Source organism: Buchnera aphidicola str. Ua (Uroleucon ambrosiae) (assembly GCF_000225465.1).
Classification (GTDB): Bacteria; Pseudomonadota; Gammaproteobacteria; order Enterobacterales; family Enterobacteriaceae; genus Buchnera; species Buchnera aphidicola_B.
The window spans coordinates 178,853-204,951 of sequence record NC_017259.1 but is presented as its reverse complement, the minus strand read 5'-3'; the positions used below and the strand labels follow the sequence as shown (position 1 = coordinate 204,951).

21 protein-coding genes, 1 other RNA gene and 1 pseudogene are annotated in these 26,099 nt (G+C 23.7%); 12 read left to right on the top strand and 11 right to left on the bottom strand.

Annotation, left to right across the window (positions count from 1 at the left end):
* Positions 1-56 precede the first annotated feature (56 nt).
* The gene (gene truA, locus BUAMB_RS00930) at positions 57-854 is read right to left on the bottom strand and encodes a tRNA pseudouridine(38-40) synthase TruA (protein ID WP_014499912.1); all 798 of its coding nucleotides are present in this window, start codon (positions 852-854) and stop codon (positions 57-59) included.
* Between the two features lie 310 nt (positions 855-1,164).
* Between truA and dksA the strand changes: the two genes are divergently transcribed.
* Positions 1,165-1,620: an RNA polymerase-binding protein DksA gene (gene dksA, locus BUAMB_RS00925; RefSeq protein ID WP_014499911.1), complete on the top strand. Its 456-nt coding sequence runs from the start codon at positions 1,165-1,167 to the stop codon at positions 1,618-1,620.
* Between the two features lie 487 nt (positions 1,621-2,107).
* On the opposite strand, the gene hpt is transcribed toward dksA, so the two are convergent.
* On the bottom strand, positions 2,108-2,638 hold the full coding sequence (gene hpt, locus BUAMB_RS00920; RefSeq protein ID WP_014499910.1) for a hypoxanthine phosphoribosyltransferase: 531 nt from the start codon (positions 2,636-2,638) through the stop codon (positions 2,108-2,110).
* A 510-nt stretch (positions 2,639-3,148) separates the two neighbouring features.
* On the opposite strand from hpt, the gene thrA reads away from it, so the two are divergent.
* From thrA to thrC, 3 genes are read left to right on the top strand one after another with little or no spacing between them, the layout of a single operon-like run.
* A complete protein-coding gene (gene thrA / locus BUAMB_RS00915; protein ID WP_014499909.1) occupies positions 3,149-5,599 on the top strand; it encodes a bifunctional aspartate kinase/homoserine dehydrogenase I in 2,451 nt (816 codons plus the stop codon).
* Positions 5,600-5,619: 20 nt separating this feature from the next.
* Positions 5,620-6,549, top strand: a complete 930-nt coding sequence (gene thrB, locus BUAMB_RS00910) for a homoserine kinase (protein WP_014499908.1) — start codon at positions 5,620-5,622, stop codon at positions 6,547-6,549.
* A 4-nt stretch (positions 6,550-6,553) separates the two neighbouring features.
* Positions 6,554-7,843 (top strand): threonine synthase, encoded by a 1,290-nt coding sequence (gene thrC / locus BUAMB_RS00905; RefSeq protein WP_014499907.1) that lies wholly within the window; start codon positions 6,554-6,556, stop codon positions 7,841-7,843.
* A gap of 78 nt (positions 7,844-7,921) precedes the next feature.
* Here the strand turns inward: thrC and ychF are convergent, their stop codons facing one another.
* The 3 genes from ychF to BUAMB_RS00890 all read right to left on the bottom strand — a co-directional run bounded on the left by ychF (position 7,922) and on the right by BUAMB_RS00890 (position 10,375).
* On the bottom strand, positions 7,922-9,010 hold the full coding sequence (gene ychF, locus BUAMB_RS00900; RefSeq protein ID WP_014499906.1) for a redox-regulated ATPase YchF: 1,089 nt from the start codon (positions 9,008-9,010) through the stop codon (positions 7,922-7,924).
* Positions 9,011-9,047: 37 nt separating this feature from the next.
* Positions 9,048-9,581: an aminoacyl-tRNA hydrolase gene (gene pth / locus BUAMB_RS00895; protein ID WP_014499905.1), complete on the bottom strand. Its 534-nt coding sequence runs from the start codon at positions 9,579-9,581 to the stop codon at positions 9,048-9,050.
* Positions 9,582-9,763: 182 nt separating this feature from the next.
* Positions 9,764-10,375: a Fe-Mn family superoxide dismutase gene (locus tag BUAMB_RS00890; RefSeq protein ID WP_014499904.1), complete on the bottom strand. Its 612-nt coding sequence runs from the start codon at positions 10,373-10,375 to the stop codon at positions 9,764-9,766.
* Between the two features lie 211 nt (positions 10,376-10,586).
* Between BUAMB_RS00890 and rnt the strand changes: the two genes are divergently transcribed.
* Positions 10,587-11,231, top strand: coding sequence for a ribonuclease T (rnt, locus tag BUAMB_RS00885; protein WP_014499903.1), 645 nt, complete (start codon positions 10,587-10,589; stop codon positions 11,229-11,231).
* 120 nt (positions 11,232-11,351) lie between these two features.
* Here the strand turns inward: rnt and grxD are convergent, their stop codons facing one another.
* Positions 11,352-11,687 (bottom strand): Grx4 family monothiol glutaredoxin, encoded by a 336-nt coding sequence (gene grxD / locus BUAMB_RS00880; protein ID WP_014499902.1) that lies wholly within the window; start codon positions 11,685-11,687, stop codon positions 11,352-11,354.
* Positions 11,688-11,815: 128 nt separating this feature from the next.
* On the opposite strand from grxD, the gene ssrA reads away from it, so the two are divergent.
* Positions 11,816-12,186: a transfer-messenger RNA gene (ssrA, locus tag BUAMB_RS02975) on the top strand.
* A 59-nt stretch (positions 12,187-12,245) separates the two neighbouring features.
* Here the strand turns inward: ssrA and nadK are convergent.
* Positions 12,246-13,124 (bottom strand): NAD(+) kinase, encoded by an 879-nt coding sequence (gene nadK / locus BUAMB_RS00875; protein ID WP_014499901.1) that lies wholly within the window; start codon positions 13,122-13,124, stop codon positions 12,246-12,248.
* A 113-nt stretch (positions 13,125-13,237) separates the two neighbouring features.
* Here nadK and BUAMB_RS00870 point away from each other — a divergent pair, with 113 nt between their 5' ends.
* Positions 13,238-13,777, top strand: a complete 540-nt coding sequence (locus BUAMB_RS00870; protein WP_014499900.1) for a nucleotide exchange factor GrpE — start codon at positions 13,238-13,240, stop codon at positions 13,775-13,777.
* A gap of 74 nt (positions 13,778-13,851) precedes the next feature.
* Here the strand turns inward: BUAMB_RS00870 and ung are convergent.
* Positions 13,852-14,518 (bottom strand): annotated as a pseudogene (ung, locus tag BUAMB_RS00865) (uracil-DNA glycosylase).
* 110 nt (positions 14,519-14,628) lie between these two features.
* Between ung and BUAMB_RS00860 the strand changes: the two are divergent.
* Entirely contained in the window at positions 14,629-15,222 is a 594-nt protein-coding gene (locus BUAMB_RS00860; RefSeq protein WP_014499898.1) for a peroxiredoxin, read from the top strand.
* A gap of 100 nt (positions 15,223-15,322) precedes the next feature.
* Here the strand turns inward: BUAMB_RS00860 and BUAMB_RS00855 are convergent, their stop codons facing one another.
* The gene (locus BUAMB_RS00855) at positions 15,323-16,075 is read right to left on the bottom strand and encodes a DUF2076 domain-containing protein (protein WP_014499897.1); all 753 of its coding nucleotides are present in this window, start codon (positions 16,073-16,075) and stop codon (positions 15,323-15,325) included.
* 241 nt (positions 16,076-16,316) lie between these two features.
* Between BUAMB_RS00855 and gyrA the strand changes: the two genes are divergently transcribed.
* From gyrA to BUAMB_RS00835, 4 genes are all read left to right on the top strand, one after another.
* A complete protein-coding gene (gyrA, locus tag BUAMB_RS00850) occupies positions 16,317-18,827 on the top strand; it encodes a DNA topoisomerase (ATP-hydrolyzing) subunit A (RefSeq protein WP_014499896.1) in 2,511 nt (836 codons plus the stop codon).
* Positions 18,828-18,909: 82 nt separating this feature from the next.
* A complete protein-coding gene (gene nrdA, locus BUAMB_RS00845) occupies positions 18,910-21,195 on the top strand; it encodes a class 1a ribonucleoside-diphosphate reductase subunit alpha (protein ID WP_014499895.1) in 2,286 nt (761 codons plus the stop codon).
* 42 nt (positions 21,196-21,237) lie between these two features.
* Positions 21,238-22,368: a class Ia ribonucleoside-diphosphate reductase subunit beta gene (nrdB, locus tag BUAMB_RS00840; RefSeq protein WP_014499894.1), complete on the top strand. Its 1,131-nt coding sequence runs from the start codon at positions 21,238-21,240 to the stop codon at positions 22,366-22,368.
* Between the two features lie 3 nt (positions 22,369-22,371).
* Positions 22,372-22,635, top strand: coding sequence for a 2Fe-2S iron-sulfur cluster-binding protein (locus BUAMB_RS00835; RefSeq protein WP_014499893.1), 264 nt, complete (start codon positions 22,372-22,374; stop codon positions 22,633-22,635).
* Between the two features lie 9 nt (positions 22,636-22,644).
* On the opposite strand, the gene pta is transcribed toward BUAMB_RS00835, so the two are convergent.
* Together pta and BUAMB_RS00825 are read right to left on the bottom strand one after the other, a co-directional pair.
* Complete coding sequence (gene pta, locus BUAMB_RS00830; protein ID WP_014499892.1) at positions 22,645-24,780, bottom strand: phosphate acetyltransferase; 2,136 nt, start codon at positions 24,778-24,780, stop codon at positions 22,645-22,647.
* A 52-nt stretch (positions 24,781-24,832) separates the two neighbouring features.
* Positions 24,833-26,050 carry an acetate kinase gene (locus tag BUAMB_RS00825; protein ID WP_014499891.1) on the bottom strand — a complete coding sequence of 406 codons (1,218 nt, stop codon included), beginning with the start codon at positions 26,048-26,050 and terminating at the stop codon, positions 24,833-24,835.
* Positions 26,051-26,099 lie beyond the last annotated feature (49 nt).

Here is a 26,099-nt window from a genome sequence, read left to right as displayed (position 1 = left end):
TTAAATGTTTAAAAAAACATTAATAAATAAAAATTATTTAATTTTCATTCTGAAATTTAAAAAAATATAGTAGTATTTTTTGAATCTGGTATATTAAAATGCAAGGGATATTCTATAGATGATAAATATAAACCTTGAGCTGGAGCAGTAGCACTAGCATATCTTCTATTTTTTTTTTTTAATAATTCTTGAATCCAAAATTCTGTTTTTTTATTAATACCCACGTCAATTAACGCACCAACAATATTTCTAACCATATGATATAAAAAGGAATTAGCTGTAATATCTATTATTACAAAATCATTTAAACGAAAAATATTCAATTTTGTAATTTTTCTCCAGGCAGAAAAAGATTGACAACCAATTGCTCGAAAAGAGGTAAAATCATGTTCTCCTAATAAAAATTGTGCTGCAGAAAACATTTTTTTTTCATTTAGTTTTTTATAAACATAGTTTAATTTTTTTTGAAAAAAAACTGAACGAATTCTGTTATTATATATAATATAACGATATGAACGTGTAATAGCACTGTAACGTGCATGAAAATTTTCTGGAACCGATTTAATCCATTTAACAGAAATATATTGAGATAAGTAACTATTTGTTCCTATCAGCCAAGCAGTTATTTTACGTACAGTTGTTGTACTAAAATGTACAACTTGTCCTGTACTATGTACTCCTGCATCTGTTCTACCTGCACAAACAACATTTATTTTATGATTAGCTATTTTAGATAATGCTGTTTCAATTTCTTCTTGAATACTAGATGCTTTTTTTTGACGCTGCCATCCATGATAAGAACTGCCATTGTATTCAATTCCTAAAGCAAATTTTTTAATATTCTTTAAAATCATACATTACATCCTATTATAACAATGTATAACAATAAAAAAATTATATTTTTAAAAAATAATTCGCATCTTTAAAAAAAATGAATTATATAAAAATATATTTAATTATAGTTTATGTTAACATAATTTATTATTATATCTGTTTATATAACAGCATAATTAATTATATTTTTTTTTAAATGATATTAATGATGTTTAAAATACTTTCATATAAATTTATCATTATTGATAACTCAAATAATTTATTAAAACTATAATTTATTAAATATTTATTTAATTCAATTTTAAAATAAAAAATATCTAGGATGAAAATATGAAAAAAAAAAATACAAAAAAAACGTCATCTTTAAATGTTCTTGCTATTGCAGGTTTAAAACCTTATCAAAAACAACATAACGAACAATACATGAATGAACATCAAATATTACATTTTAATAAAATTCTTCAAACTTGGAAAAATCAATTAAAAAATGAAATTCATCATACTTTATTCTATATGCAAGATAAAGCTACAAATTTTCCTGACCCAATTGATCGTGCAACACAAGAAGAAGAGTTTAGTTTAGATTTGCGCAATCGTGATAGAAGTCGAAAATTAATTAAAAAAATTGAAGACACTTTAAAAAAAATTAAAGAAAAAGATTTTGGCTACTGTGATTCTTGCGGGATTGAAATTGGTATTCGTCGTTTAGAAGCTAGACCAACGGCTAATCTGTGTATTGATTGTAAAACATTAGCAGAAATTAGAGAAAAACAAATGACTGGTTAATTTTTTAAAACTTAAAAAATTTAGAGAAGGATATTCAATTGATTTATGTGATCAATAATGAGTATCTCTTCTCAATAATAAATCTATATTAAAAATAACTTTTATTCTCTAGAATCAATATAAAAATATGTAATTTATTATTATATAATCAAATATATATAAATATTATTTATCAAATTAATTGCTAAAATTAAAATTGTTAATTAATTGTTATAGTCTACTATTGTGATTTCATTATGCACATTATTATAATTAAATATATTCTTAAATATCTGATACATTATATTTTAAAATAGCTCAAAAATAAATTAATAAAATGTATTCTAAATATATTAAAAAATAAAATACATTTATTAATAAAATCAGATAATATTATTAAATAAAATTTTTAAAAAATTAATATATAATTATTTATTATTTTAACCATTAAAATAACTAATACAAAATAACATATTCTTAATACAAATATTAAAATGTTTTTAACCTTTCAAAAAATAACTTTGCCAATATATGGTAAATGACGATAAGATTGAGCATAATCAATACCATAACCTACTATAAAAAAATTTTTTAAAATAGAAAAACCGATAAAATCTACATTAATATCTACTTCGCGACAGTCTGGTTTATCTAAAAGAGTACAAATAGATAATGATTTTGGATTTCTCAGTTTTAAAATATCTAATACTTTACTTAACGTTTTTCCTGAATCAATAATATCTTCAACTATTAAAACATGTTTATTATAAATATCTTCATCTAAATCTTTTATAATTTTTACATCTCCACTAGATGTGATTCCTCGACCATAGCTAGAAGTAGTCATAAAATCTACTTCATGTTGCAACTTAATTCTTCTACACAAATCTGCTATAAATATAAAAGAACCACGTAATAATGCAATTAATATCATTTTATTTTTACTCTTTTTATATTTTTTAGTAATTTCTTCTCCTAATTCTCTGACACGAATATTAAGTTCTTTTTCAGTAATGATAATTTGAATATTATGTTTCATAATATTAAATAAATTTTTAGCATAAATTATAATGTGTGAAAATTTTAAATAATATACTGATGTTTATTAAAAATATACAGTTTTTAAAAAATAAATTTCTCTTCATATATTTAAAAATAAAACATTTCTGTTTTAACTATTGCAGTAATCACAATCATTATGTTATAAAAATTACTTAATTAATAAAATGTTTCAGAAATTTTTAAAAAATTTAAAAAAATTCATATTCTATATATATTAGAATATTATTTATGTAATATTCTCTATATAATTAGAAAATTTTATTTTAAAATACAATAAAAAATAAATTTTTATAAATATATTATTCGTTCATATAGAAAATTAATAAATTCATAAAAAAATATTCATGTCTATGTATAGCCTCTTCACTAGAATAGCTATTCTAATTATTATAACTAATCATGATATGGTGAGCTCAGATTATTTTTTTAAACCCGCGCATATTTAAAGCGGGTTTTTTATGATATCAATATAAGGAATTATATAAATATGAAAGTATTAAAATTTGGTGGAACGTCATTAGCTAATGCAGAAAAATTTTTATCTGTCGCTAATATTATAGAACAAAATATGATCATTAATCAAATTGCAGTAGTACTTTCAGCTCCTGCTAAAATTACAAATAACTTAGTAAATATCATTGAAAATATAGATAAAAACGACCAAATGTTAGAAAAAATAAAACTGACAGAAAATATATTTATTACATTAATTCATGATCTATCAAATATGCAAGAAAATTTCTTATATCAAGAAATACAAAACATTATAAAAAAAGAATTTGATCAATTAAAAAATATAATTCATGGAATTACATTATTACAACAATGTCCAGATAATATTCGTGCAATGATTATTTCTCGTGGTGAAATACTTTCTGTATTAATAATGAAAAGTATTCTTCAAACTAAATATCATAATGTCACTATTATTGATCCTGTAAAAAATTTTGTATCTTTTAGTAATAATTACTTAGAAGCTACTATTGATATACATTCTTCTAAAGAATATATTAATAAATTAAAAATAAAAAAAGATGAAGTTATCTTAATGCCTGGTTTTATTTCTGGCAATCAAAATAAAGAATTAATAGTTTTAGGACGCAATGGTTCTGATTATTCTGCTGCTGTTTTAGCCGTATGTTTAAATGCAAATTGTTGTGAAATTTGGACAGATGTAGATGGCGTATTGACTTGTGATCCTAAAATAGTTTTAAATCCTTACCTATTAAAATCTATATCATATCAAGAAGCTATAGAATTATCTTATTTTGGTGCTAAGGTTTTGCATCCGCGAACTATTGCTCCTATTTCAGAATTTAATATTCCTTGTTGGATTAAAAATACTAACAATATTCAATCAAAAGGTACTTTAATTTGCAACACACATGATTCTGAAAAAAATGGTTTAAAAGGAGTTACTCATCTTAATGATATAGTAATGTTAAATATATCTGGAAATTATATTCAAGATTTAAGAAATATAATTCCACGTGTATTTACTAGAATCCTCAAAAACAACATTAAAATTTTTCTAATTAATCAATCTTCTTCAGAAAATAAAATGAATTTGTTTATTTCTAAAAATGATCTTTCAAAAATTTTATATTTATTAAATAAAGAATTTCAATTAGAATTACAAAACAAACTATTGAATACTTTTAAAATACGAAAAAATCTATCTATTCTATCAGTGATAGGATCTAATATTCATATGCAATGTAATATATTATCAAAAATTTTTTCTATTTTAAATCAATCAAAAATTAATATTTTTGCTGTTTCACAAGGGGCTTCTAAACATTCTATTTCACTAGTTATTCATCAAGAAAACGTTTTACAAGCAGTTCAAAATGTTCATTATGAATTATTTAGCAATAAAAAAATAATTCATGTGTTTTTAATTGGAATAGGTGGAGTAGGTAGTACATTAATCAATCAAATATTAAAACAAAGAAAATATTTAAATAAAAAAAATATAATAATTAAAATTTGCGCCATTGCAAATTCTAAAAAAATATTATATTTAGATAATATAATAAATTTATCTAATTGGAAAAGTAGTTTTGAACAATTTTCAAAAGAATTTAATATAGAAATATTGAATCATTTAATTAAAAATAATCATCTATCTAATTCAGTTATAATAGACTGTACATCTGATCAAATATTATCAGAAAAATATGTAGATTTTCTTTATAATAATTTCCATGTAGTCACCTCAAATAAAAAAGCTAATACTAGTCAATTACACTACTATAAAAAAATAAGAAAAGCTATTTCAATAACAAATAATAAATTTTTTTATGAAACTAATGTAGGAGCCGGATTACCAGTTATAGAAACTATTAAAAATTTATTTCAAACAGGTGATAGTTTAATTCGCTTTAAAGGAATATTATCTGGTTCATTATCTTTTATTTTTGGAAGATTAGAAGAAGGTATTTTACTCTCTCAAGCTACTCAAGAAGCTAAAAAATTAGGTTTTACTGAACCAAATCCATGCGATGATTTGTCTGGAGCAGATGTTGCTAGAAAATTACTTATTCTTGCACGTGAATTTGGATATAACATAGAATTAGAAGATATTAAAATTGAAGCATTATTACCAGATATATTTAAGCATAATAAAGATGTTGATGAATTTTTACTAAAATTACAAAAATTAGACTCAATATTTTTTAAAAAAATTAATAAAGCGTTAGCTAATAATAACGTATTAAGATTTGTTGCAACAATAGAAAATAACAAACAATTTTTTGTCAAATTAGAAGAAGTGAATATTCATGATCCATTATACAAAGTAAAAAATGGTGAAAATGCACTAGCATTTTATACTAATTATTATCAACCAATTCCTTTAGTATTAAGAGGTTACGGTGCCGGTAATGATGTAACAGCATCTGGAGTATTTTCCGACTTATTACGTACACTATCATAAAACGCGTTAGGATAATATTAATGATTAAAATTTATGCACCAGCTTCTATTGGTAATGTAGGAGTAGGATTTGATATTTTAGGTGCAGCAATCATTCCAATTAATGGAACTTTATTGGGTGATTTTGTTACAATAAAATTATCAACAAAGTTTAAATTAGTTAATAAAGGTATATTTTCCAATCAATTACCACAAAATACTCAACATAATATTGTTTGGAAATGTTGGTTAAAATTTTGCAAAATTATAAAAAAAAATATTTCGGTATCGATTACACTTGAAAAAAATATGCCCATTGGATCAGGTCTAGGATCTAGTGCTTGTTCAATAGTAGCTACTTTAGTAGCAATGAATGAAATATTTAATAAACCTTTAAATTCCAATGAATTACTTCTTCTTATGGGAGAGATAGAAGGAGAAATATCAGGAAGTATACATTATGATAATGTTTCTCCATCTTATCTTGGAGGATTACAATTAATATTAGAAGACTCTGAAGTAATTAGTCAAAAAATACCGAATTTTAAAAATTGGTTTTGGATAATAGCTTGGCCAGGTATTAATATTTCCACTTCAGAGTCAAGAAAAATACTACCAAAAAAATATACAAAAGAAATTTGTATTAAAAACAGTCGTTATTTATCTGGATTTATCCATGCTTCATATAGTCAACAACCTAATTTAGCCGCACGATTAATGCAAGATTTTATAGCAGAACCATATCGTATGAAATTATTACCTAATTTTTTAAACGCAAAAGAACATATTAAAAAAATTGGAGCAATAAGTTGCGGAATATCTGGATCAGGACCTGCTATTTTTTCTGTTGCTAATAATATATGTATAGCTGAAAAAATATCTTTATGGTTAAAAAAAAATTACTTACAAAATAATACAGGATTTGTTCATATTTGTTTTTTAGATTTGAAAGGTGCACGAAAAATAGGATAAAATAATGAAACTTTATAATTTAAAAAATCATCAAGAACTAGTAGATTTTGAAACAGCTGTTAAATTAGGATTAGGACAAAAACAAGGATTATTTTTTCCAGTTGAATTACCTGTTTTAAAACCTATTGAATTATCAAAAATATTAAATATGGATTTTATTACACGTAGTACTGAAATACTTTCTAAATTCATTCATCATGAAATATCTAAAAAACAACTATATAAACATGTTCAAGAAGCATTTTCATTTACACATCCATTAAAAATAAATATTACAAAAAATATAGACTGTTTAGAATTATTTCATGGACCAACATTAGCATTTAAAGATTTTGGAGCCCGTTTTATGGCTCAAATGATATTATTAATGAATAAAAAAAATGAAACTGTAACCATTTTAACTGCAACATCAGGAGATACAGGAGCAGCAGTAGCACATGCATTTTATGGAATGAAAAACGTTCGAGTGATTATTTTATATCCAAAAGGTAAGATTAGTAGTTTGCAAGAAAAATTATTTTGTACTTTAGGTAAAAATATAAAAACGATATCAATTAATGGCAGTTTTGATGATTGTCAAAAATTAGTTAAAGAAGCTTTTAATGATAAAAAACTTAAAGAATCAATAGGATTAAATTCAGCTAATTCTATAAATATTAGTAGATTATTAGCCCAAATTTGTTATTATTTTGAAGCTTTTTCTTTAATATCAGAAGAACAAAGAAAAAACTTAGTGATAGCTGTTCCATGTGGTAATTTTGGAAATCTAACAGCTGGTTTATTATCTAAAGCTCTTGGTTTGCCAATTAAATCATTCATCGCGTGTACTAATTCTAATGATACAGTACCAAGATTTCTGACTAGTGGAAAATGGCATCCTAATAAAACTATATCTACAATTTCTAATGCTATGGATATTAGTCAACCTAATAATTGGGCACGTATTGAAGAATTATTTAATAGAAAAAAATGGAATTTAAAAGAATTAAGATTTGGAAGTGTTTCTGATGACGCTACAAAAAAAGCATTAAAAGAATTGTTTGCATTAGGCTATACATCTGAACCTCATGCTGCAATAGCATATCAATTATTAAAAGATCAATTGAAAGAAGGAGAATTTGGTTTATTTTTAGGAACTGCACATCCAGCTAAATTTAAAAATACTGTAGAAAAAATATTAAATAACCAAATCACATTACCAAATGAATTAAACAATCGAGTTAATTTGCCATTATTATCTTATAATATCAATCCTGATTTTCAAAAATTAAAACAATTTTTAATAACTAAATAAATATAATCTAGAGAGGATAAAAAAGAAATATTTTCCTCTCTAAAAATAATATTATATATATTTCTTAAATTAATCATCTTAAATGTTAAATAAAAAATGAACAATATCACCATCTTCAATATGATATTCTTTTCCTTCTATTCGACATTTTCCTATTTCTTTAATTTTAGTTTCATTTTTATATTTTATAAAATCTGTATATTTAATAATTTGTGCTCTAATAAAACCTTTACTAAAATCAGTATGTATTTTATGAGCTGCTTGAACACTAGTACTACCTTTTAAAATTGGCCATGCACGAATTTCTTTTTTACCTGCAGTAAAAAAAGTTATTAAATTTAATAAATTATAGCCAGAAGAAATAATTTTTTTTAAACTTAATATTTTAATATTAAAAGCTTCCATAAAAGATTTTTGTTCTTCATCATTCATTTTGACTAGATCTAATTCTAAATTAGCATAAATTGGAATAACTATAGATTTTTCTTGATTAGCTTTTATATATAATTGATTTAAAAAATACTCAGATTCTTTTTCTTCATTAATATTAGCAATATACATAGTTGGTTTGATAGTTAAAAAATGTAGATAATCAATTATTTCTTGTTCATCTTGATGCAAATCAAGTGTTTTTAACATTGAAAAATTTTTTAAGTGATTAAAACATTTTTTTAAAACATATATTTTTTTTTCTATATCTCTGTTGTTAAACATTGTTTTTTTTTCTAATTGTAATATAGCATTTTCACATAAATCAAAATCAGATAATATTAATTCGGTATTAATAATATCTATATCTTTAATAGGATTAATGATATTATATATATGAGTAATATTATCATTTTTAAAACAACGAACAACATGTGCTATAGCATGTGTATCTCGTATATTATTTAAAAACTGATTACCCAATCCTTCTCCTTGAGCAGCTCCTTTAACTAAACCAGCAATATCTATAAATTCTATAGAAGCATTAATTATTTTTTTTGGAGCAAGAATATTAGCAAGATTATTAATACGTTCATCAAAAACTGATACAATGCCTATATTGGGTTTAATAGTACAAAAAGGAAAATTCGCAATTGCTGAATTACCTTTAGTTAAAAGATTAAATAAAGTTGATTTTCCAACATTAGGCAAACCGATAATGCCACATTTAAAACCCATATTTTATGTACCTTGAAAGATATAAAATATTATTTAATTATATTTCTAGATAATTTATTAAAATTTTTTTTTCTATAGCATTTAAAATTGATTTTTGAATCAAAATTTTTTCTTCTTCTGTAGGCATAGACAAAACAAAAGAGGCTACTTTTTTCTTTTCTTCTGGACGACCAATTCCAATTCGAAATCGAGAAAAATTTATTTTTTTATTAAAAATATTAATAATATTTCTTAATCCATTATGTCCATTATGACCATAACTATATTTAAATTTTAGAGTACCTGGTGGTAGCTCTAAATCATCATGTACTATTAATATTTCATTTAAATTAAAATTATAAAATGATGCTATTTTAAATATAGCTTGTCCATTAATATTCATAAAAATATTTGGTATAAACAAACGAATATAATACGACTCTATTTTACAAAAAGAAGTAAAACCAAAAAATTTATCTTCTTTTTTAAAATGTTGTGAATAATATTTAGCTAAAGCATAAATATACCAAGAACCAACATTATGACGTGTATTATCATATTCTTTTTTTGGATTAGCTAATCCTACTATCATTTTAATATGACTCAAAAAAAATCCTTGTATTTATAAATAATTATTTTATTTAATATTTGCAAAAATATTAAAAAACATATAACAATCTATTATATGTTTTTTAAAGTTATGATATATATTTATTTAGACTAAAATATAAAAAATACAGCAAAAAAAATTCATCTAATATTATAGTAAATATATTATCTTTGTAAAAGATCTGTTGCTCTTTCCCAATTAACGACGTTCCAAAAAGATTTAATATAATCTAATCTTCTATTTTGATATTTTAAATAATAAGCATGTTCCCAAAGATCTAAACCAATAATAGGGTCACCATAAGTATTAGATATTGTTTTACCCATTAATGGATTATCTTGATTAGCAGTGGAAACGATAGATAAAATACCATTTTGATTAACTAACCATACCCAACCAGATCCAAAATGATTTAGAGCCGCTAATTCAAACTGTTCTTTAAAAAGCTCAAAAGTATTAAATTGTTTTTCTATTTCTCGTTTAAAAGTACTCGTTAGAACAGTTCCAATTTTTAAAATTTTCCAGAAAAAACAATGGTTTATATGTCCACCTGCATTATTACGTAATAAATTTTTATTATCTAAAATAATCTCATTAAAAATAGAAATTAATTCATGAATAGATAGCGAAGAAAAAGTTGTATTTTCTAAAATAGAATTAGTATTATTAATATAATTTTGATGATGTTTAGTATGATGAATTTTCATAGTCTCTTCATCAAAAAAAGGCTCTAATGCATTATATGAATAAGGTAAAGAAGGAAGAACATAACTCATTTTATTTTTCCACTATTGTTGTAATTAAATTATTGTACAATATCTTAAAAGTATTTAATTAAAAATTAAATATTTTTGTAAATTATAGTACACTGATTAAATATTTTATTATAATCATAATATATATTTTTTAAAAGTCTCGAAAATAAAATCACAAAATATATAACATAACTATATTAAAACACAAAGTGTTTTAAAAAATGAGATTTTGATGTCTACAACTCAAGAATTCAATTTATTAAGTAATAGATTTCGTACATTTTATCCTGTTGTCATAGATATTGAAACAGCAGGATTTAATGCACATACTGATGCAGTATTAGAAATTGCAATAATTACATTAAAAATGGATGATTTAGGATGGTTACATAAAGAAAATACACTACATTTTCATATCAAACCATTTAAAGGATCTATAATTAACTCTGATGCAATAGCTTTTAATAAAATTGATCCATTTAATCCATTACGCGGTGCGATTAGTGAAAAACAAGCAATTCAATCTATATTTGACATAGTAAATAAAGGAATTAAAATACAAGGATGTAGTCGGGGGATTGTTGTAGCACATAATGCTAATTTTGATCATAATTTTTTAATGGCTGCTATTCACAGAGCAAATATAAAAAATAATCCTTTTCATCCATTTGTAACATTTGATACAGCATCATTAAGTGGATTAGTAGTAGGTCAAACAGTATTAGCTAAAGCTTGTAAAGCTATTGGATTATCATTTGATAATAATCAAGCTCATTCCGCATTGTATGATACTTTGCAAACCGCTAATCTTTTTTGTGCATTAGTCAATCGTTGGAAAAAATTAGGTGGATGGCCTATTCATTTAATTAAAAAATAAAAAATATTTAAAGATTCTAAAATATATAAGATATGACATTAGTAATAAAAATTTAAAATATAAAATTTTTTATTTAATGTCATATCTAACTATTTATATAATAATATATATTTCTATGAATTATTCAGATGATATGATATTTTTTTTTACTGCTTTTGATATTAATTCTTTTAATGCACCATTTTCTAACATATCAAGCATGATACTACAACCACCAATTAATTCACCATTAATCCATAACTGAGGAAATGTTGGCCAATTAGCATATTTTGGTAACTCATGTCTAATATCTTCATTTTCTAAAACATCAATATAAGCAAATTTCTCACCACAAGCAGATAAAGCTTGTACTGCTTGAGCAGAGAAACCACAACTAGGAGATTGAGGAGTGCCTTTCATATAAATTAAAATTATATTATTTTTAATTTGATTTTTAATTTTCTCAATAATATTCATATTTATTTCCATTTTGTAAGATTATATAATATATATTTTTATAAAAATATTATATAAAATTTTTTTAAAAAAAATATAATAATTAATAGACAAAAATATTTTTTTTTGCAATACTGAATGCAATTAAAGGGGCTGTTTTTGGATTTGACAAAATTATCAGCAAAGTAAAGTGCATGCCGAGGGACGGTTTGCCTCGAAAAAAACCGTAAAAAAATAGCTGCAAATAATAACAATAAAAACTACGCTTTAGCAGCTTAAAAAACTGTTTTAAAGCCTTTCCTTCTTAACCTCCCTCTTTAGGAATAAGAAAACAAGAAAGTCATTAAAAAGAGAAAACGTGGACATTCAGCTTGGAAATGACACGAAATAATATTACAAGCTATATATCTAAAATGCGTTTTTCCAAATTAGATAATGAAATTAATACAGAAAAACTAAGCATGTAGTACTTTATTAGTAGAAATTTTGGACGCGGGTTCAAATCCCGCCAGCTCCAAAAATTTATATTTATCTTAAATTATCTTAAATACTAATATTTATGCTATTTTTTTTAAATATTTAAAAAAATTTTTTAGACCAATTTAATTTAGAATTTAATGTTTTAAAATAATTATAGCTTTTAGGATGAATGAGATTTAAATAATAATGACTTCTACGAATAACAACACTTTCATTTTTTTTAACTGTTAAAATATTTTGACTATCACAGCTAATTTTTAAGTTTTTTTCAATATCAGAAAATCTTAAACAAATAACACTATTACTCTCAATGACTAAAGGACGAGCAGACAAAGTATGTGGAAACATAGGAATTAATACAATAGCTTCTAAAGAACCTGCAATAATTGGTCCACCAGCTGAAAGTGAATAACCAGTTGAACCTGTTGGAGTTGAAATGATTAATCCATCAGCTCTCTGAGCAAAAGAAAATTTATTATCAATATATACTTCAAATTCTATCATATGAGCTAAATGCTTAGTATGTAATACTACTTCATTAATTGCTATACTAGATTTAGACACTATATTTTTTTGACAAATTTTTACGTCTAACATAAAACGATTCTCTAAAAAATATTTTCCAGACAATACTTCTGATAATTTTTTTAGACTAGTTTCTGGATTTAAATCAGTTAAAAAACCTAAGTTACCTCTATTAATTCCAATAATTTTAATGTTATAAAATGATAAAATACGTGCTGCACATAATAAATTACCATCTCCTCCTATAACAATTGCTAAATCACATAATTGTCCAATTTCAGATAATGTAGCAGTTTTAGGATTATCTAATTTTAATTCTTGAGCGATAGAACATTCTACAATCACTTCGTAACCATTTTTGATCAACCATTTATATAATTTTTTATGCGTCATTAATGCGTTTGTGAAACGTGGACGTCCAATAATTCCAATAGAACTAAAATATTGCTTCATTACATAAAAATTCCAATAAAATATAATATATTTTATATTATAATAAATAACCTTGAAAGATTAATTATAAACCTTATAATACTTAATAATTAAATATTAAAAATGGTAATTTTATGAAAAATCATCAAGATGAACAAGTTTTAGATAATAAAAAAACAAATATAAAAAACACAATTACATGTCAAAATAAAAAAATAGAAGATTTAAAATTGCAATTATCAAACAATCAAAATAAAATTAATGATATTACACTACGTAAATTAGCAAATATAGAAAATATAAAAAAAAATACACAACAACAAATAAAGAACATTAAACAAACTGAATTAGAAACATTTTTAAAAACGATCATTCCTATCATCGATTCTTTAGAAGATATCGTAATATTATCTAATGAATTAGAAAAAAAAGATCAACCTTTAATAGAAGGTATCGCTTTAACATTACAATCTTTGCTAAATATACTATATAAATTAGGTGTAAAAATTGAAGGCAAAAAAAATGACATCTTTAATCCTAAACTACATAATTCGATTTTAATTCAATCATCTTCAAATACACCACCTGGTCATATTATTTCTGTTCAAAAAAATGGATTAACTTTTAATAAAATATTATTACGTAAAGCTATTGTAACTATTTCTAAAAAATAATTCTTTATTAGAATTATATTTTTTATATATCACTAAATAAAATAATATTTAAATTCAAAAGTATTTTATTTTTTTTAAATTTCAAACCAATTAATTGGTTTTTGACCGTTTTTTAATAAAATTTTATTTGTTAAAGAAAAATGTTTACATCCGAAAAATCCTCGATATGCTGATAAAGGAGAGGGATGCGATGCTTTTAATATATAATGATTATTGTGGTTAATTAAAATAGATTTTTTTTGTGCATCATTTCCCCATAATAAAAAAATAATAGAATTTTTATGTAAATTAATCATAGAAATAACTTTATCAGTAAAAATATTCCATCCTATAGAACTATGTGATTTTGGTTTTCCTGATTCAACTGTTAAAATAGTATTTAATAAAAAAACACCTTGTTTTGCCCAACTTATAAGACAACCATGTTTAAAAACAAAATTTTTTTTAAAATCACTATTTAACTCTTTATATATATTTTTTAAAGAAGGTGGTATATTTTGATGTTCTGGAACAGAAAAAGATAACCCATGAGCTTGATTGTGAGAAAAATACGGATCTTGTCCAAGAATAACAACTTTTATATTATTAAAACATGTTAAAAAAAAAGCATTAAATATATCTCTTTGATGAGGATAAATAGTATTATGCAAACGTGATTGTTTAAGAAATTGCATGATATTAAGAAAATACTTTTTTTTTTTCTTGAAATAAAAGGTCTTTCCAAGATAAATTAGATGTCATTTTGTTTAATTTCCGTTTTAAGTAATAATAACTAAAAAAATAAATTTTTAAAATTATATATTTAAAAAAATGTTTATTTAATTTAATAAAGATCAAGGAAAATATATATTATGATTTTAGTAACACAAACTGCACCAAACTTTATAGCACCAGCAGTTTTAAAAAATGGTGAAATTATTGAGACATTTGATCTAAAAAAATATGCTAATGGTCAATCTGTTATACTATTCTTCTGGCCGATGGATTTTACTTTTGTCTGTCCTTCAGAAATTATAGAATTTAATCAATTATATTCAGAATTTCAAAAAAGAGATGTCAAAATTGTAGGTGTATCTATTGATAGTGTATTTGTTCATCAAGCATGGCAGAAAACACTACCAAAATATGGTGGTATTGGAAAAATTAATTTTCCTATGATTTCTGATATCAAACATGACATTCAAAAATCTTATGGAGTTGAACATCCAACATTAGGTGTAGCACTAAGAGCTTCATTTTTAATAGATTGTAATTGGATTATACGTCATCAAATTATTAATGATTTACCATTTGGTAGAAATATACATGATATGATACGTATGGTAGATGCGCTAGATTTTCATAATAAATTTGGAGAAGTATGTCCTGCTAATTGGAAAAAAGGAGACAAAGGTATCAAAGCTTCTTCTGAAGGAATTTCTGAATATCTAAGTCAGTATTCTTAAAAAAAAAAATTAAAGTCAGCAAAAAAAATTTTATGCTGGCTTTATTTTTTTTTAGTATTAAAAATTACTAATAAAACTATTAAAATAATAAAATCAATTTTTAAATAAAATTATCATCATTAGCATCAAAATCATCTGTAGCGTTATTATCAAAATCTTCTGAATTTGATTCATATTTATTAGAATTTATATCATTATGTTTATAATTTATTAAATCATTATTTTCATTTTTATCAAAAAAATTTTCTTCTATATGATTATCTGATATTGATGTATAAGATGAATGAACAGTATCAAATATTTCTTCTTCTGGTTTACTATGATTGAATACATTCATTAACATATTTCCTAAAATCATACCACCTGCTACACCTGTAGCTGTCTGTAAAGCACTGCTTAAAAAACCATTACTTCTATTATTCCCAGTAGGGTAATGATTAACAACAGGTAAAGATTGAGACATAGGTGAATTAGGAATAGATGAATTAGCATAATTAGATTGTGAAATATTTTCTTTATTTCTCCAAATATTATTATCATTAGATGTGGATTGCGGTTTAAAATTAGGATTTGTTTTAAAAAAACTAGATAAGAAACTAGGTTTTTTATTAGATTCTTCTACATTGAATTTATGAATTTTTTTTTCTAATTCCTCAATTTTGTTGCTCATTTTCTTAATAGCTGTTTCTTGAATCAATATTGTTTGAGTCATATAATAAGAAGAAGCAGGTTGTTTAGAAACTAAATTTTGAATTAAATTATCTGCTGATATATCTCTTTCAGAAGAATTTAATTCAGTTTGTTTTAAACGATAAAATAAATTTTCTATTAAATTTTTTTCTTCGTCTTTCATAATTTATATCTCATTATTTATTAAGTTACATTAATATATTATATTATATCATATTACTTTTTAACAATTTTATATTAATACTTTCATTTAAAATAAACAACACAAAAGATATATTTATTATAAAAATATATATTATAAAATAATTTAAAAAAAGAATAGTTTTCTTTATATGCATCTAACTGTTGAATTATGTTATACTTTTAATTGAATTATTTTTTTATTATACAGAGATAAAAGTTCTATGAAAGATGCTGCAAAAGATATTATACACGTTAATATTGAAGAAGAATTAAAAAGATCTTATCTAGATTATTCTATGTCTGTGATAATTGGTCGTGCATTACCTGATGTCAGAGATGGTTTAAAACCTGTACATCGTAGAATACTTTTTGCAATGTATGTTTTAAATAATGATTGGAATAAAGCATATAAAAAATCTGCTCGAGTCGTAGGTGATGTCATAGGAAAATATCACCCACATGGTGATTCTGCCGTATATGATGCAATAGTTCGTATGGCTCAAAATTTTTCATTACGTTATATGCTTATTGATGGTCAAGGTAATTTTGGTTCTATAGATGGTGATTCTGCAGCAGCTATGAGATATACGGAAGTTCGCATGTCTAAAATCGCTCATGAATTATTAAATGATTTGGAAAAAAATACTGTTGAATTTTTATCTAATTATGATGGAACTGAAAAAATTCCTGAAATACTACCAGCAAAAATACCTAATCTTTTAATAAATGGTTCGTCAGGAATAGCTGTTGGAATGGCTACAAATATTCCTCCGCATAATTTACATGAAGTAATTAATGGATGTTTAGCTTATATTGATAATCAAAATATTACTCTTCCAGAGCTTATTAAGCATATTCCAGGACCAGATTTTCCAACAGCAGGTATTATTAACGGAACATCAGGTATTGAAGAGGCTTATCGTACAGGAAAAGGTAAAATTTATATTCGAGCACGTAATAAAATTGAAAAAAACAAAAAAAACAAAAAAGAATCTATTATATTTGATGAAATACCGTATCAAGTGAATAAATCACGTTTAATTGAAAAAATAGCAGAATTAGTAAAAGATAAAAGAATTGATGGTATTACTGCTTTACGTGATGAGTCTGACAAAGATGGTATGAGAATTGTTGTAGAAGTTAAACGAGAAACAATATCTGAAATAATTTTAAATCAATTATACGCTTTAACTCCATTGCAAATATCTTTTGGTATTAATATGGTAGCTTTATGTCACGGACAGCCAAAAGTTTTATCTTTAAAAGAAATATTAAAAAATTTTTTATCTCATAGACAAGAAATAATTATCAGACGTAGTATTTTTGAATTAAATAAGATATCAAATCGTATTCATATTCTAGAAGGATTTAACACTGCATTTATAAATATTAATTTAATTATTGAGCTTATCAAACTTTCAGGTAACTCAACTGATGCTAAAAATGCAATAATTCAAAAACAATGGATGTCTGAAGATATAAAAAAATATAATTTTACACAATCAAAAAATATAATATTACCTCAATCTGATAATAAAAAATATTTTTTTAGTAAAATACAAGCACAAGCTATATTAGATTTACGTTTACATAAATTAACAAATTTAGAACAAAAAAAAATTCTTTTAGAATATAATGATTTAAAAAAAAGACAACAAGAATTAAAAGAAATACTTGACAATCCCAATTGCATGTTAAATGTCATTAAATCAGAATTATTATCAATACAAAATAATTTTAGTGATAAAAGACGGACAAAAATTACTAATAATCATCCTAATATTAATATCGAAGATTTAATTACCCAAGAAGATGTAGTAGTTACGTTATCTCATTCAGGATATGTAAAATATCAACCACTGTCTGATTATAATGCTCAAAGACGTGGTGGAAAAGGAAAATCAGCTGCAAAAATAAAAGAAAAAGATTTTATAGAAAGTTTAGTTATAGCAAATACACATGACACAATATTATGTTTTTCTAGTAAAGGTATTTTATATTGGATGAAAGTATATCAATTACCGGAATCTAGTAGACATGCTAAAGGTAAACCTATAGTTAATCTGTTACCATTAAGTACTAATGAAAGAATTACAGCTATATTACCAGTAAATGAATATCAAGATAATCTTAATATCTTTATGACTACTGCATATGGAATAGTAAAAAAAAGTTCTTTAAAACAATTTAAAAAACCTAGATTTTCCGGAATTATAGCTATTAATTTACATGAGCATGATGAATTAATTGGGGTAGCTCTGACAAACGGTAACAATCATATTATGTTATTTACACAAAATGGAAAAGTAGTACAATTTTTAGAAAATAGTGTTAGAACAATGGGTAGAACTGCTTCTGGAGTTAAAGGTATTAAAATTAAGAAAAACGATAAAGTTGTATCATTAATAGTTCCTAAAAATGAAGGATCTATTTTAATAGCAACAGAAAATGGATATGGAAAACGTACAAAAATAATTGATTTTCCTATTAAATCACGCGCAACACAAGGTGTAATATCAATTAAAATTACAAAAAAAAATGGAAAAATTATAGGAGCAATACAAGTTTTTGAAAAAGATCAAATTATGATGATTACTAATGCAGGTACATTAGTCAGAATTAGAGTATCAGAAATTGGAATATTAGGACGTAATACACAAGGTGTCATATTAATAAGAACATCAAAAAAAGAACAAGTTGTTGCTTTACAAAGAATTATCGAACCTATATAAATAATATTTATTTATAGTTTTTAAAATAAATAAAATAAAAATCAATACATCTTTGTACTTTTTAAAATAAGTTAAATTTATTATGAAAAATAATATTTTTGTTACTAAACGTGATGGAAGAAAAGAAAAAATTAATTTAGATAAAATTCACAAGGTATTAAATTGGGCATCAGCAGGACTTCATGATGTATCTGTATCACAAGTTGAATTATGTTCTCGAATTCAATTTTATAATAACATTACAACTATTAATATTCATGAAACAATTATTAAAGCTGCGGCTGATCTAATCTCGCAAGAAACACCAGACTATCAATATATGGCCGCAAGATTAGCAATTTTTCATCTTAGAAAAAAAGCATATGGTCAATTTACACCACCAGAATTATATGATCATGTTAAAAAAATGGTAAAATTAGGAAAATATGATAAAGAACTATTATATAACTATTCTTATTCAGAATTTATACATATGAACTCTTTTATTGATCATTGGCGAGATATGAATTTTTCATATGCAGCTGTAAAACAATTAGAAGGTAAATATTTAATACAAAATCGCATTAGTGGAGAAATATATGAAAGTGCACAATTTCTGTACATTTTAATATCTGCATGTATATTTTCTCAATATCCAAAAAATATCCGAATGAATTATATTGAACGTTTTTATAATGCTATTTCAACTTTTAAAATTTCATTACCTACACCTATTATGTCTGGAGTGAGAACACCAACTCGTCAATTTAGTTCTTGTGTGTTAATTGAATGTGCTGATAATTTAAATTCTATTAATGCTACTGCTAGTGCTGTTGTTAAATATGTTTCTCAACGTGCAGGAATTGGAATTAATGCCGGGAAAATTCGCGCATTAGGTAGTCCAATTAGAAATGGCGAAGCTTTTCATACTGGTTGCATACCTTTTTATAAATATTTTCAAAGTGCTGTAAAATCATGTTCACAAGGTGGTGTTAGAGGTGGAGCTGCAACAATTTTCTATCCAATTTGGCATTTTGAAGTAGAAAGTTTACTAGTTTTAAAAAACAATAGAGGAGTAGAAGAAAACAGAGTACGTCATCTTGATTACGCTCTTCAAATTAATAAATTCATGTATCAGAGAATGTTATCAAGAGGCATAATTACCTTATTTAGTCCTTCTGATGTACCTGATTTATATGAAGTTTTTTTTTCTAATCAAGAAAAATTTAAAGAATTGTATGTAAATTATGAAAATAATAACAAAATAAGAAAAAAAACTATTAAAGCAGTAGAATTATTTTCATTAATCATGCAAGAAAGAACTTCAACTGGACGAATTTATATACAACATGTTGATCATTGTAATACACATAGCGCATTTAATCCTTTACTATCTCCAATAAAACAATCTAATTTATGTTTAGAAATCACTTTGCCAACTAAAGCACTAAACAATATTGATGATACTCAAGGAGAAATTGCGCTATGCACATTATCAGCATTAAATTTAGGTGTAATTCGTGATCTTAAGGAATTAAAAGAACTAACAATATTATCTGTACGTGCACTCGACGAGATATTAGAATATCAAAATTATCCAATTTTAGCAGCTAAAAAATCAGCGATATCCAGACGTGCTCTTGGAATTGGTGTCATCAATTTTGCTTATTATTTAGCAAAAAATAAAGTTCGTTATTCAGATGGAAGCGCAAAAAATTTAACACATAAAACATTTGAAGCAATACAATATTACTTATTAGATGCATCATGTGAACTTGCAAAAGAAAAAGGAAAATGTTCTTTATTTCATCACACTAATTATTATTTAGGAAAGCTGCCTATTGATACATATAAAAAAGATATTGATGAAATATGTCATGAACCACTACACTTAGATTGGGATTTATTACGTTTAAAAATTAAAAAACATGGTTTAAGGAATTCGACACTATCTGCTTTAATGCCTTCAGAAACATCTTCACAAATATCTAATGCAACAAATGGTATTGAACCACCAAGAGGTTTCATTAGTATTAAAGTATCTAAAGATGGCATTTTAAGACAAGTAGTACCAGAATATAAAAATCTAAAATCACAATATGAATTACTTTGGGATATTCCAAATAATACAGGATATTTACAACTTGCGGGGATCATGCAAAAATTTATTGATCAATCGATTTCAGTTAATACTAATTATGATCCAAAAAAATTTATAAATAATAAAATTCCTATGAAACAACTTTTATATGATTTACTTTTAGCTTATAAACTAGGCATTAAAACACTATACTATCAAAATACTCGAGATGGTTCTGAGGATCATCAAGATATTATATTCGATTCTACATTAGAAAATATATGTGACAGTGGTGCATGTACTATATAAAATGTATAATATAAAATTACATTTAATCTTAGGACAAATATTATGTCTTATACTATTTTTTCAAAAAAAAAAAATAATCAACTTAAAGAACCAATGTTTTTTGGACAACCTGTCAATATTGCGCGATATGATCAACAAAAATATAATATCTTTGAACAGTTAATTGAAAAACAATTATCATTTTTTTGGAGACCTGAAGAAATAGATTTATCTCGTGATAGAATAGATTTTCAAAATTTACCTGATCATGAAAAACATATTTTTATTAGCAATTTACAATATCAAACATTACTTGATTCAATTCAAGGAAGAAGTCCAAATATAGCTTTTTTACCAATTATATCCATCCCTGAATTAGAAACATGGATTGAAACATGGTCATTTTCAGAAACGATTCACTCACGTTCTTATACGCATATTATTAGAAATATTTTTAATACTCCTTCTCTAGTTTTTGATGATATCATATCAAATAAACATATAAACGATCGAGCACAAAATATTTCTATTTATTACGATGAATTAATTAACATGACTAGTTATTGGCATTTATTTGGAGAAAGTTCACATGTAATTAATCAAAAAAAAATTAATATAAATTTAAATTTATTAAAAAAAAAATTATATCTATGTTTAATTAGCGTTAATGTACTAGAAGCCATTAGATTTTATGTAAGTTTTGCATGTTCATTTGCATTTGCAGAAAGAGAAATTATGGAAGGAAATGCAAAAATTATTAGATTAATAGCTCGTGATGAAGCATTGCATTTAACAGGAACTCAGCATATATTAAATATTTTAAGTAATATAGAAAATGATAATAATATGAAAAATATAGTTTCAGAATGCAAACAAGAAGCTATCAATATATTTATTTCAGCTGTACAACAAGAAAAAAAATGGGCTGAATATTTATTTCAAAATGGTTCTATGCTTGGATTAAATAAAGATATTCTTTTTCAATATATAGAATATATTACAAATATTCGTATGCAAGCAATAGGTTTTAACACTATTTTTAAAAAACAATCAAATCCTATTCCTTGGATTAACAATTGGTTAAATTCTGATTATGTACAAAATGCTCCTCAAGAAACAGAAATTAGTTCTTATTTAGTTGGTCAAATTGATTCAGAAATATCTGATAATGAATTTAAAACATTTAAATTATAAAGTATGCAATATAACATTATTACAATAATTAATATTAAAAAAAAAATTATTTATAAAAAAAATATTTCACTATTATTAATATTAAAAAAAAATGAAATTAATATATCACATCAATGCTGTTCTGGATATTGTGGTTTATGCAGAATTGAATTAATACAAGGGAAAATACGTTATTTAATAAAACAGCCTATGGCTGCTTTATTTACATCACAAGACATTCTTCCATGTTGTTGTATACCTTATGGTAATATTGTAATTAAAATATAAAAATATTTTTTATTTAACTTGAATTGATGTTAATGCAATAGTATAAATGATTTCTTCTACCGAAGCTCCTCGTGATAAATCATTTACCGGTTTCCTTAATCCTTGCAACATTGGACCAATAGAAACAATATTTGCAGAACGTTGAACTGCTTTATAAGCTATATTACCAGAGTTTAAGTCTGGAAAGATCAATATATTCGCCGATCCTAAAATCGGTGAATGTGGTGATTTTAATTTAGAAATAGTTTCTGAAATAGCAGCATCATACTGAATAGGACCATCAATAATTAAATCTGGTCTTTGTTTTTGAATAATAGCAGTTGCGTGTCTAACTTTTTCAACTTGATACCCAAATCCAGAATAACCAGTAGAATAAGACAACATAGCAATACGTGGTTCTATATCGAACATTTTTGATGAATCTGCAGATTGAATTGCAATCATTGCTAATTCTTCTGCATTCGGATCGATATTAATAGCACAATCACCATAAACTAATACTGTATTTGAAAGTAACATAAAAAAAATTGATGAAACTAAATGATTATTAGGATATGTTTTAATAATTTGTAATGCTGGACGTATAGTATCTGATGTAGTATTTACTGATCCAGAAACTAAACCATCTACTTTATTATCTTCTAATATTAAAGTTGCTAGAACCATATTATCTTCTATCTGTTTCTTAGCAATAGATTCATTCATTCCTTTATCTTTTCGAATATCTATAAGACGAGAAATATATTTCTTTTTTATTAAAATAGGATTAATTATTTCAATATTTTTACTTAAATTAATATTATTATCATATGCTATTTGGTAAATTTTTTTAGCATCACCTAATAAAATACATTGTGCAATTTTTTCAGATTCACATATTGAAACTGCTTTTAAAATTCGTACTTCATATGATTCAGGTAATATAATACGTTTATTTTTTATTTTAGATAATAATTTTATATAATAACAAAATTCTTTTGGTGAATATTTTTTTATATAATTATTTTTTTTATTTAAAAAAAATTTATTAGATATACAAAAAAAACTAGTAATAAATTTTTGTAATTTTTTAATATATATTTCATTTTTTAAATGAAGATTAAAATTAAAATTATCTAATTGAGATAATATTTCCATGGTATTTTTTTTTGTAAAAAAAATAGAAATAGATTTTTTTATTAAAAATTTACAAGAAAAAATGATATTTGCTTTTGATACTGATATTCCAGTTAATATCACACACTGAATTTTATTTTTTTTAAAATCTAATAATTTTATTATATCTATAAAATTATCTATACGACTAAAAGGAATTATTATTAAAGTATTTACATATGTTTTATTTAACATATTTTCATAACTTTCATCAAATATCATAATTTCTTCTATAATATTCGTGCTCTTTTTAATTAAATACACATCATTAATATTGAGAAAATTTAAAATATCTACTGTATTTATATTTAAAATCTTTCTATTCCAAGGAATATAAGCAATAATTGAAAAAAAATGATCTTTAAAAAATTCTTTAGATATAACTATGTCTCTAATTTTATTTTTATGTTCTTTTAAAATTGCTAATTTATCTATAAAAGAATACTTTTTATCTATTAAAAAAGGATTATGAATTTTATTAAAAATAATACCTAAAATATTTTTATATTTTCTTTTTTCTAAAAAAAAATTTATTTTTTTTTCTTTATTTATAACATATTCTACAGAATCATTTTTTAAATTATCTATAAATATTACTTCTGCATTTAAATTTTGTGCAAGATCATAATTAATTTTTTCAGCATGAATATGCTCATGCTTATTGATACCTTTAATCAAAATTAATTCATATGATAATTTTTTTTTATAACAAATATCCATAATATGTTCAAATAAAGCTAAGTATTCTGGAGATTCAAAAAAAAATTTAGAAAAATCTATATTTTTTAAAGTATGAATAATTTTTGAAAAATATTTATTAATAATTAATGTACTATAGTCTAATTGATTTTTTATACAAGAAAAATACAACATAGATTGCTTAGATGGATTATTGTTATTTTTTTTATTAAAAAAATACAGCATACTCAAACTAATTGCGGTTAAACCAACATGTTTATCTAAAGGAATTAACATTATAATACGTGACATAATTATTCCTATATATTTTATTATATGAATCACAATAATACTAAAATAACTATTATTTTTTATTGATTATATTAATAGTTTCTTGAGCTATTGCTAATTCTTCATTTGTTGCAATGACGAATACTGGACGAGACCTAGATTCAGTAATTAATCCTGATTTTCCTCCTACAGTTAAATAATTAAGCTTTAAATCAATTTTAAAATTTAATAAAGCTAGTTTAGAAAATGTTAATTCTCTAATTAAAGATACATTTTCTCCAATACCTCCAGTAAATACTACTGCATCTAAACGATTTTCCATTAAACTCATATAGCCAGAAATATATTTAGATAAACGATGACAAAATACCTGAACAGATCTTTTTGCAGCTTTTTCTAAATTATATGCTTTTTCAAAATAACGAAAATCACTACTAATTTCACTAAGACCTAATAATCCTGATTGTTTATTTAAAATCATTTCAATTTTATCGATACTAATATTAAGTTGTTTATGCATAAAAAAAATAATTGAAGGATCTATATCTCCACTACGAGTTCCCATAACTAATCCTTCTAAAGGAGTCAAACCCATAGAAGTATCGACACATATTCCATTACAGATAGCTGAAATTGAACATCCATTTCCTAAATGACATGTAATAATATTTAAAGAATTGAATTTTTTATTTAAAATAATCCCCATTTCATGAGCTATATAATTATGACTAATACCATGAGCACCATAACGTCTAATTCCATGTTTCTTATAAAATTTATATGGTATAGCATATAAAAAAGAAGTTTCAGGCATGTTTTGATAAAAAGAAGTATCAAAAACTGCTACGTTAAAATTTGATAAAATAGAATATTTTTTTATAATAGTTTTAATTCCAATTAAATTAGCTGGATTGTGCAATGGAGCAAAACAAGTAGCATTTTTAATACAATCTATCACATAATCATCAATTAAAATAGATTGTTTGATTTGATTACCTCCATGTACTACTCTGTGTCCTATACCAATTATTTTTTGACAAATGCTTTTTTGTTTTAATAAAATATGATCTATAATAAAATTTAAAGCATCTTTATGGTTTATATGTGAACCTATTTTTTTATTATATTGTTTTTTTAAACAAGTCCATTTAACATATGTATTAGATAGAAATAAACATTCTACAATACCATATAAATATTTTTTTTTATTTTTAGGATCTAAAATTGCAAATTTTATAGACGAACTACCACAATTTAAAACTAAAATTAAATTCTTCAATTTATTATCCATTATTCTTATTGATAAAATGAAACATACTAGATTTTTTTTATAACTAAGA

Coding starts and splice junctions, on each gene's coding strand:
- BUAMB_RS00890 (WP_014499904.1), bottom strand. CDS start 10,375: ATGAGTTATGTTCTTCCTTCTTTACCTTATTCATATAATGCATTAGAG.
- nadK (WP_014499901.1), bottom strand. CDS start 13,124: ATGAAGCAATATTTTAGTTCTATTGGAATTATTGGACGTCCACGTTTC.
- pth (WP_014499905.1), bottom strand. CDS start 9,581: ATGATAGTAGGATTAGCTAATCCAAAAAAAGAATATGATAATACACGT.
- hpt (WP_014499910.1), bottom strand. CDS start 2,638: ATGAAACATAATATTCAAATTATCATTACTGAAAAAGAACTTAATATT.
- BUAMB_RS00825 (WP_014499891.1), bottom strand. CDS start 26,050: ATGGATAATAAATTGAAGAATTTAATTTTAGTTTTAAATTGTGGTAGT.
- truA (WP_014499912.1), bottom strand. CDS start 854: ATGATTTTAAAGAATATTAAAAAATTTGCTTTAGGAATTGAATACAAT.
- BUAMB_RS00835 (WP_014499893.1), top strand. CDS start 22,372: ATGCAATATAACATTATTACAATAATTAATATTAAAAAAAAAATTATT.
- pta (WP_014499892.1), bottom strand. CDS start 24,780: ATGTCACGTATTATAATGTTAATTCCTTTAGATAAACATGTTGGTTTA.
- dksA (WP_014499911.1), top strand. CDS start 1,165: ATGAAAAAAAAAAATACAAAAAAAACGTCATCTTTAAATGTTCTTGCT.
- gyrA (WP_014499896.1), top strand. CDS start 16,317: ATGAAAGATGCTGCAAAAGATATTATACACGTTAATATTGAAGAAGAA.
- thrB (WP_014499908.1), top strand. CDS start 5,620: ATGATTAAAATTTATGCACCAGCTTCTATTGGTAATGTAGGAGTAGGA.
- BUAMB_RS00855 (WP_014499897.1), bottom strand. CDS start 16,075: ATGAAAGACGAAGAAAAAAATTTAATAGAAAATTTATTTTATCGTTTA.
- BUAMB_RS00860 (WP_014499898.1), top strand. CDS start 14,629: ATGATTTTAGTAACACAAACTGCACCAAACTTTATAGCACCAGCAGTT.
- thrA (WP_014499909.1), top strand. CDS start 3,149: ATGAAAGTATTAAAATTTGGTGGAACGTCATTAGCTAATGCAGAAAAA.
- ychF (WP_014499906.1), bottom strand. CDS start 9,010: ATGGGTTTTAAATGTGGCATTATCGGTTTGCCTAATGTTGGAAAATCA.
- rnt (WP_014499903.1), top strand. CDS start 10,587: ATGTCTACAACTCAAGAATTCAATTTATTAAGTAATAGATTTCGTACA.
- BUAMB_RS00870 (WP_014499900.1), top strand. CDS start 13,238: ATGAAAAATCATCAAGATGAACAAGTTTTAGATAATAAAAAAACAAAT.
- grxD (WP_014499902.1), bottom strand. CDS start 11,687: ATGAATATTATTGAGAAAATTAAAAATCAAATTAAAAATAATATAATT.
- thrC (WP_014499907.1), top strand. CDS start 6,554: ATGAAACTTTATAATTTAAAAAATCATCAAGAACTAGTAGATTTTGAA.
- nrdA (WP_014499895.1), top strand. CDS start 18,910: ATGAAAAATAATATTTTTGTTACTAAACGTGATGGAAGAAAAGAAAAA.
- nrdB (WP_014499894.1), top strand. CDS start 21,238: ATGTCTTATACTATTTTTTCAAAAAAAAAAAATAATCAACTTAAAGAA.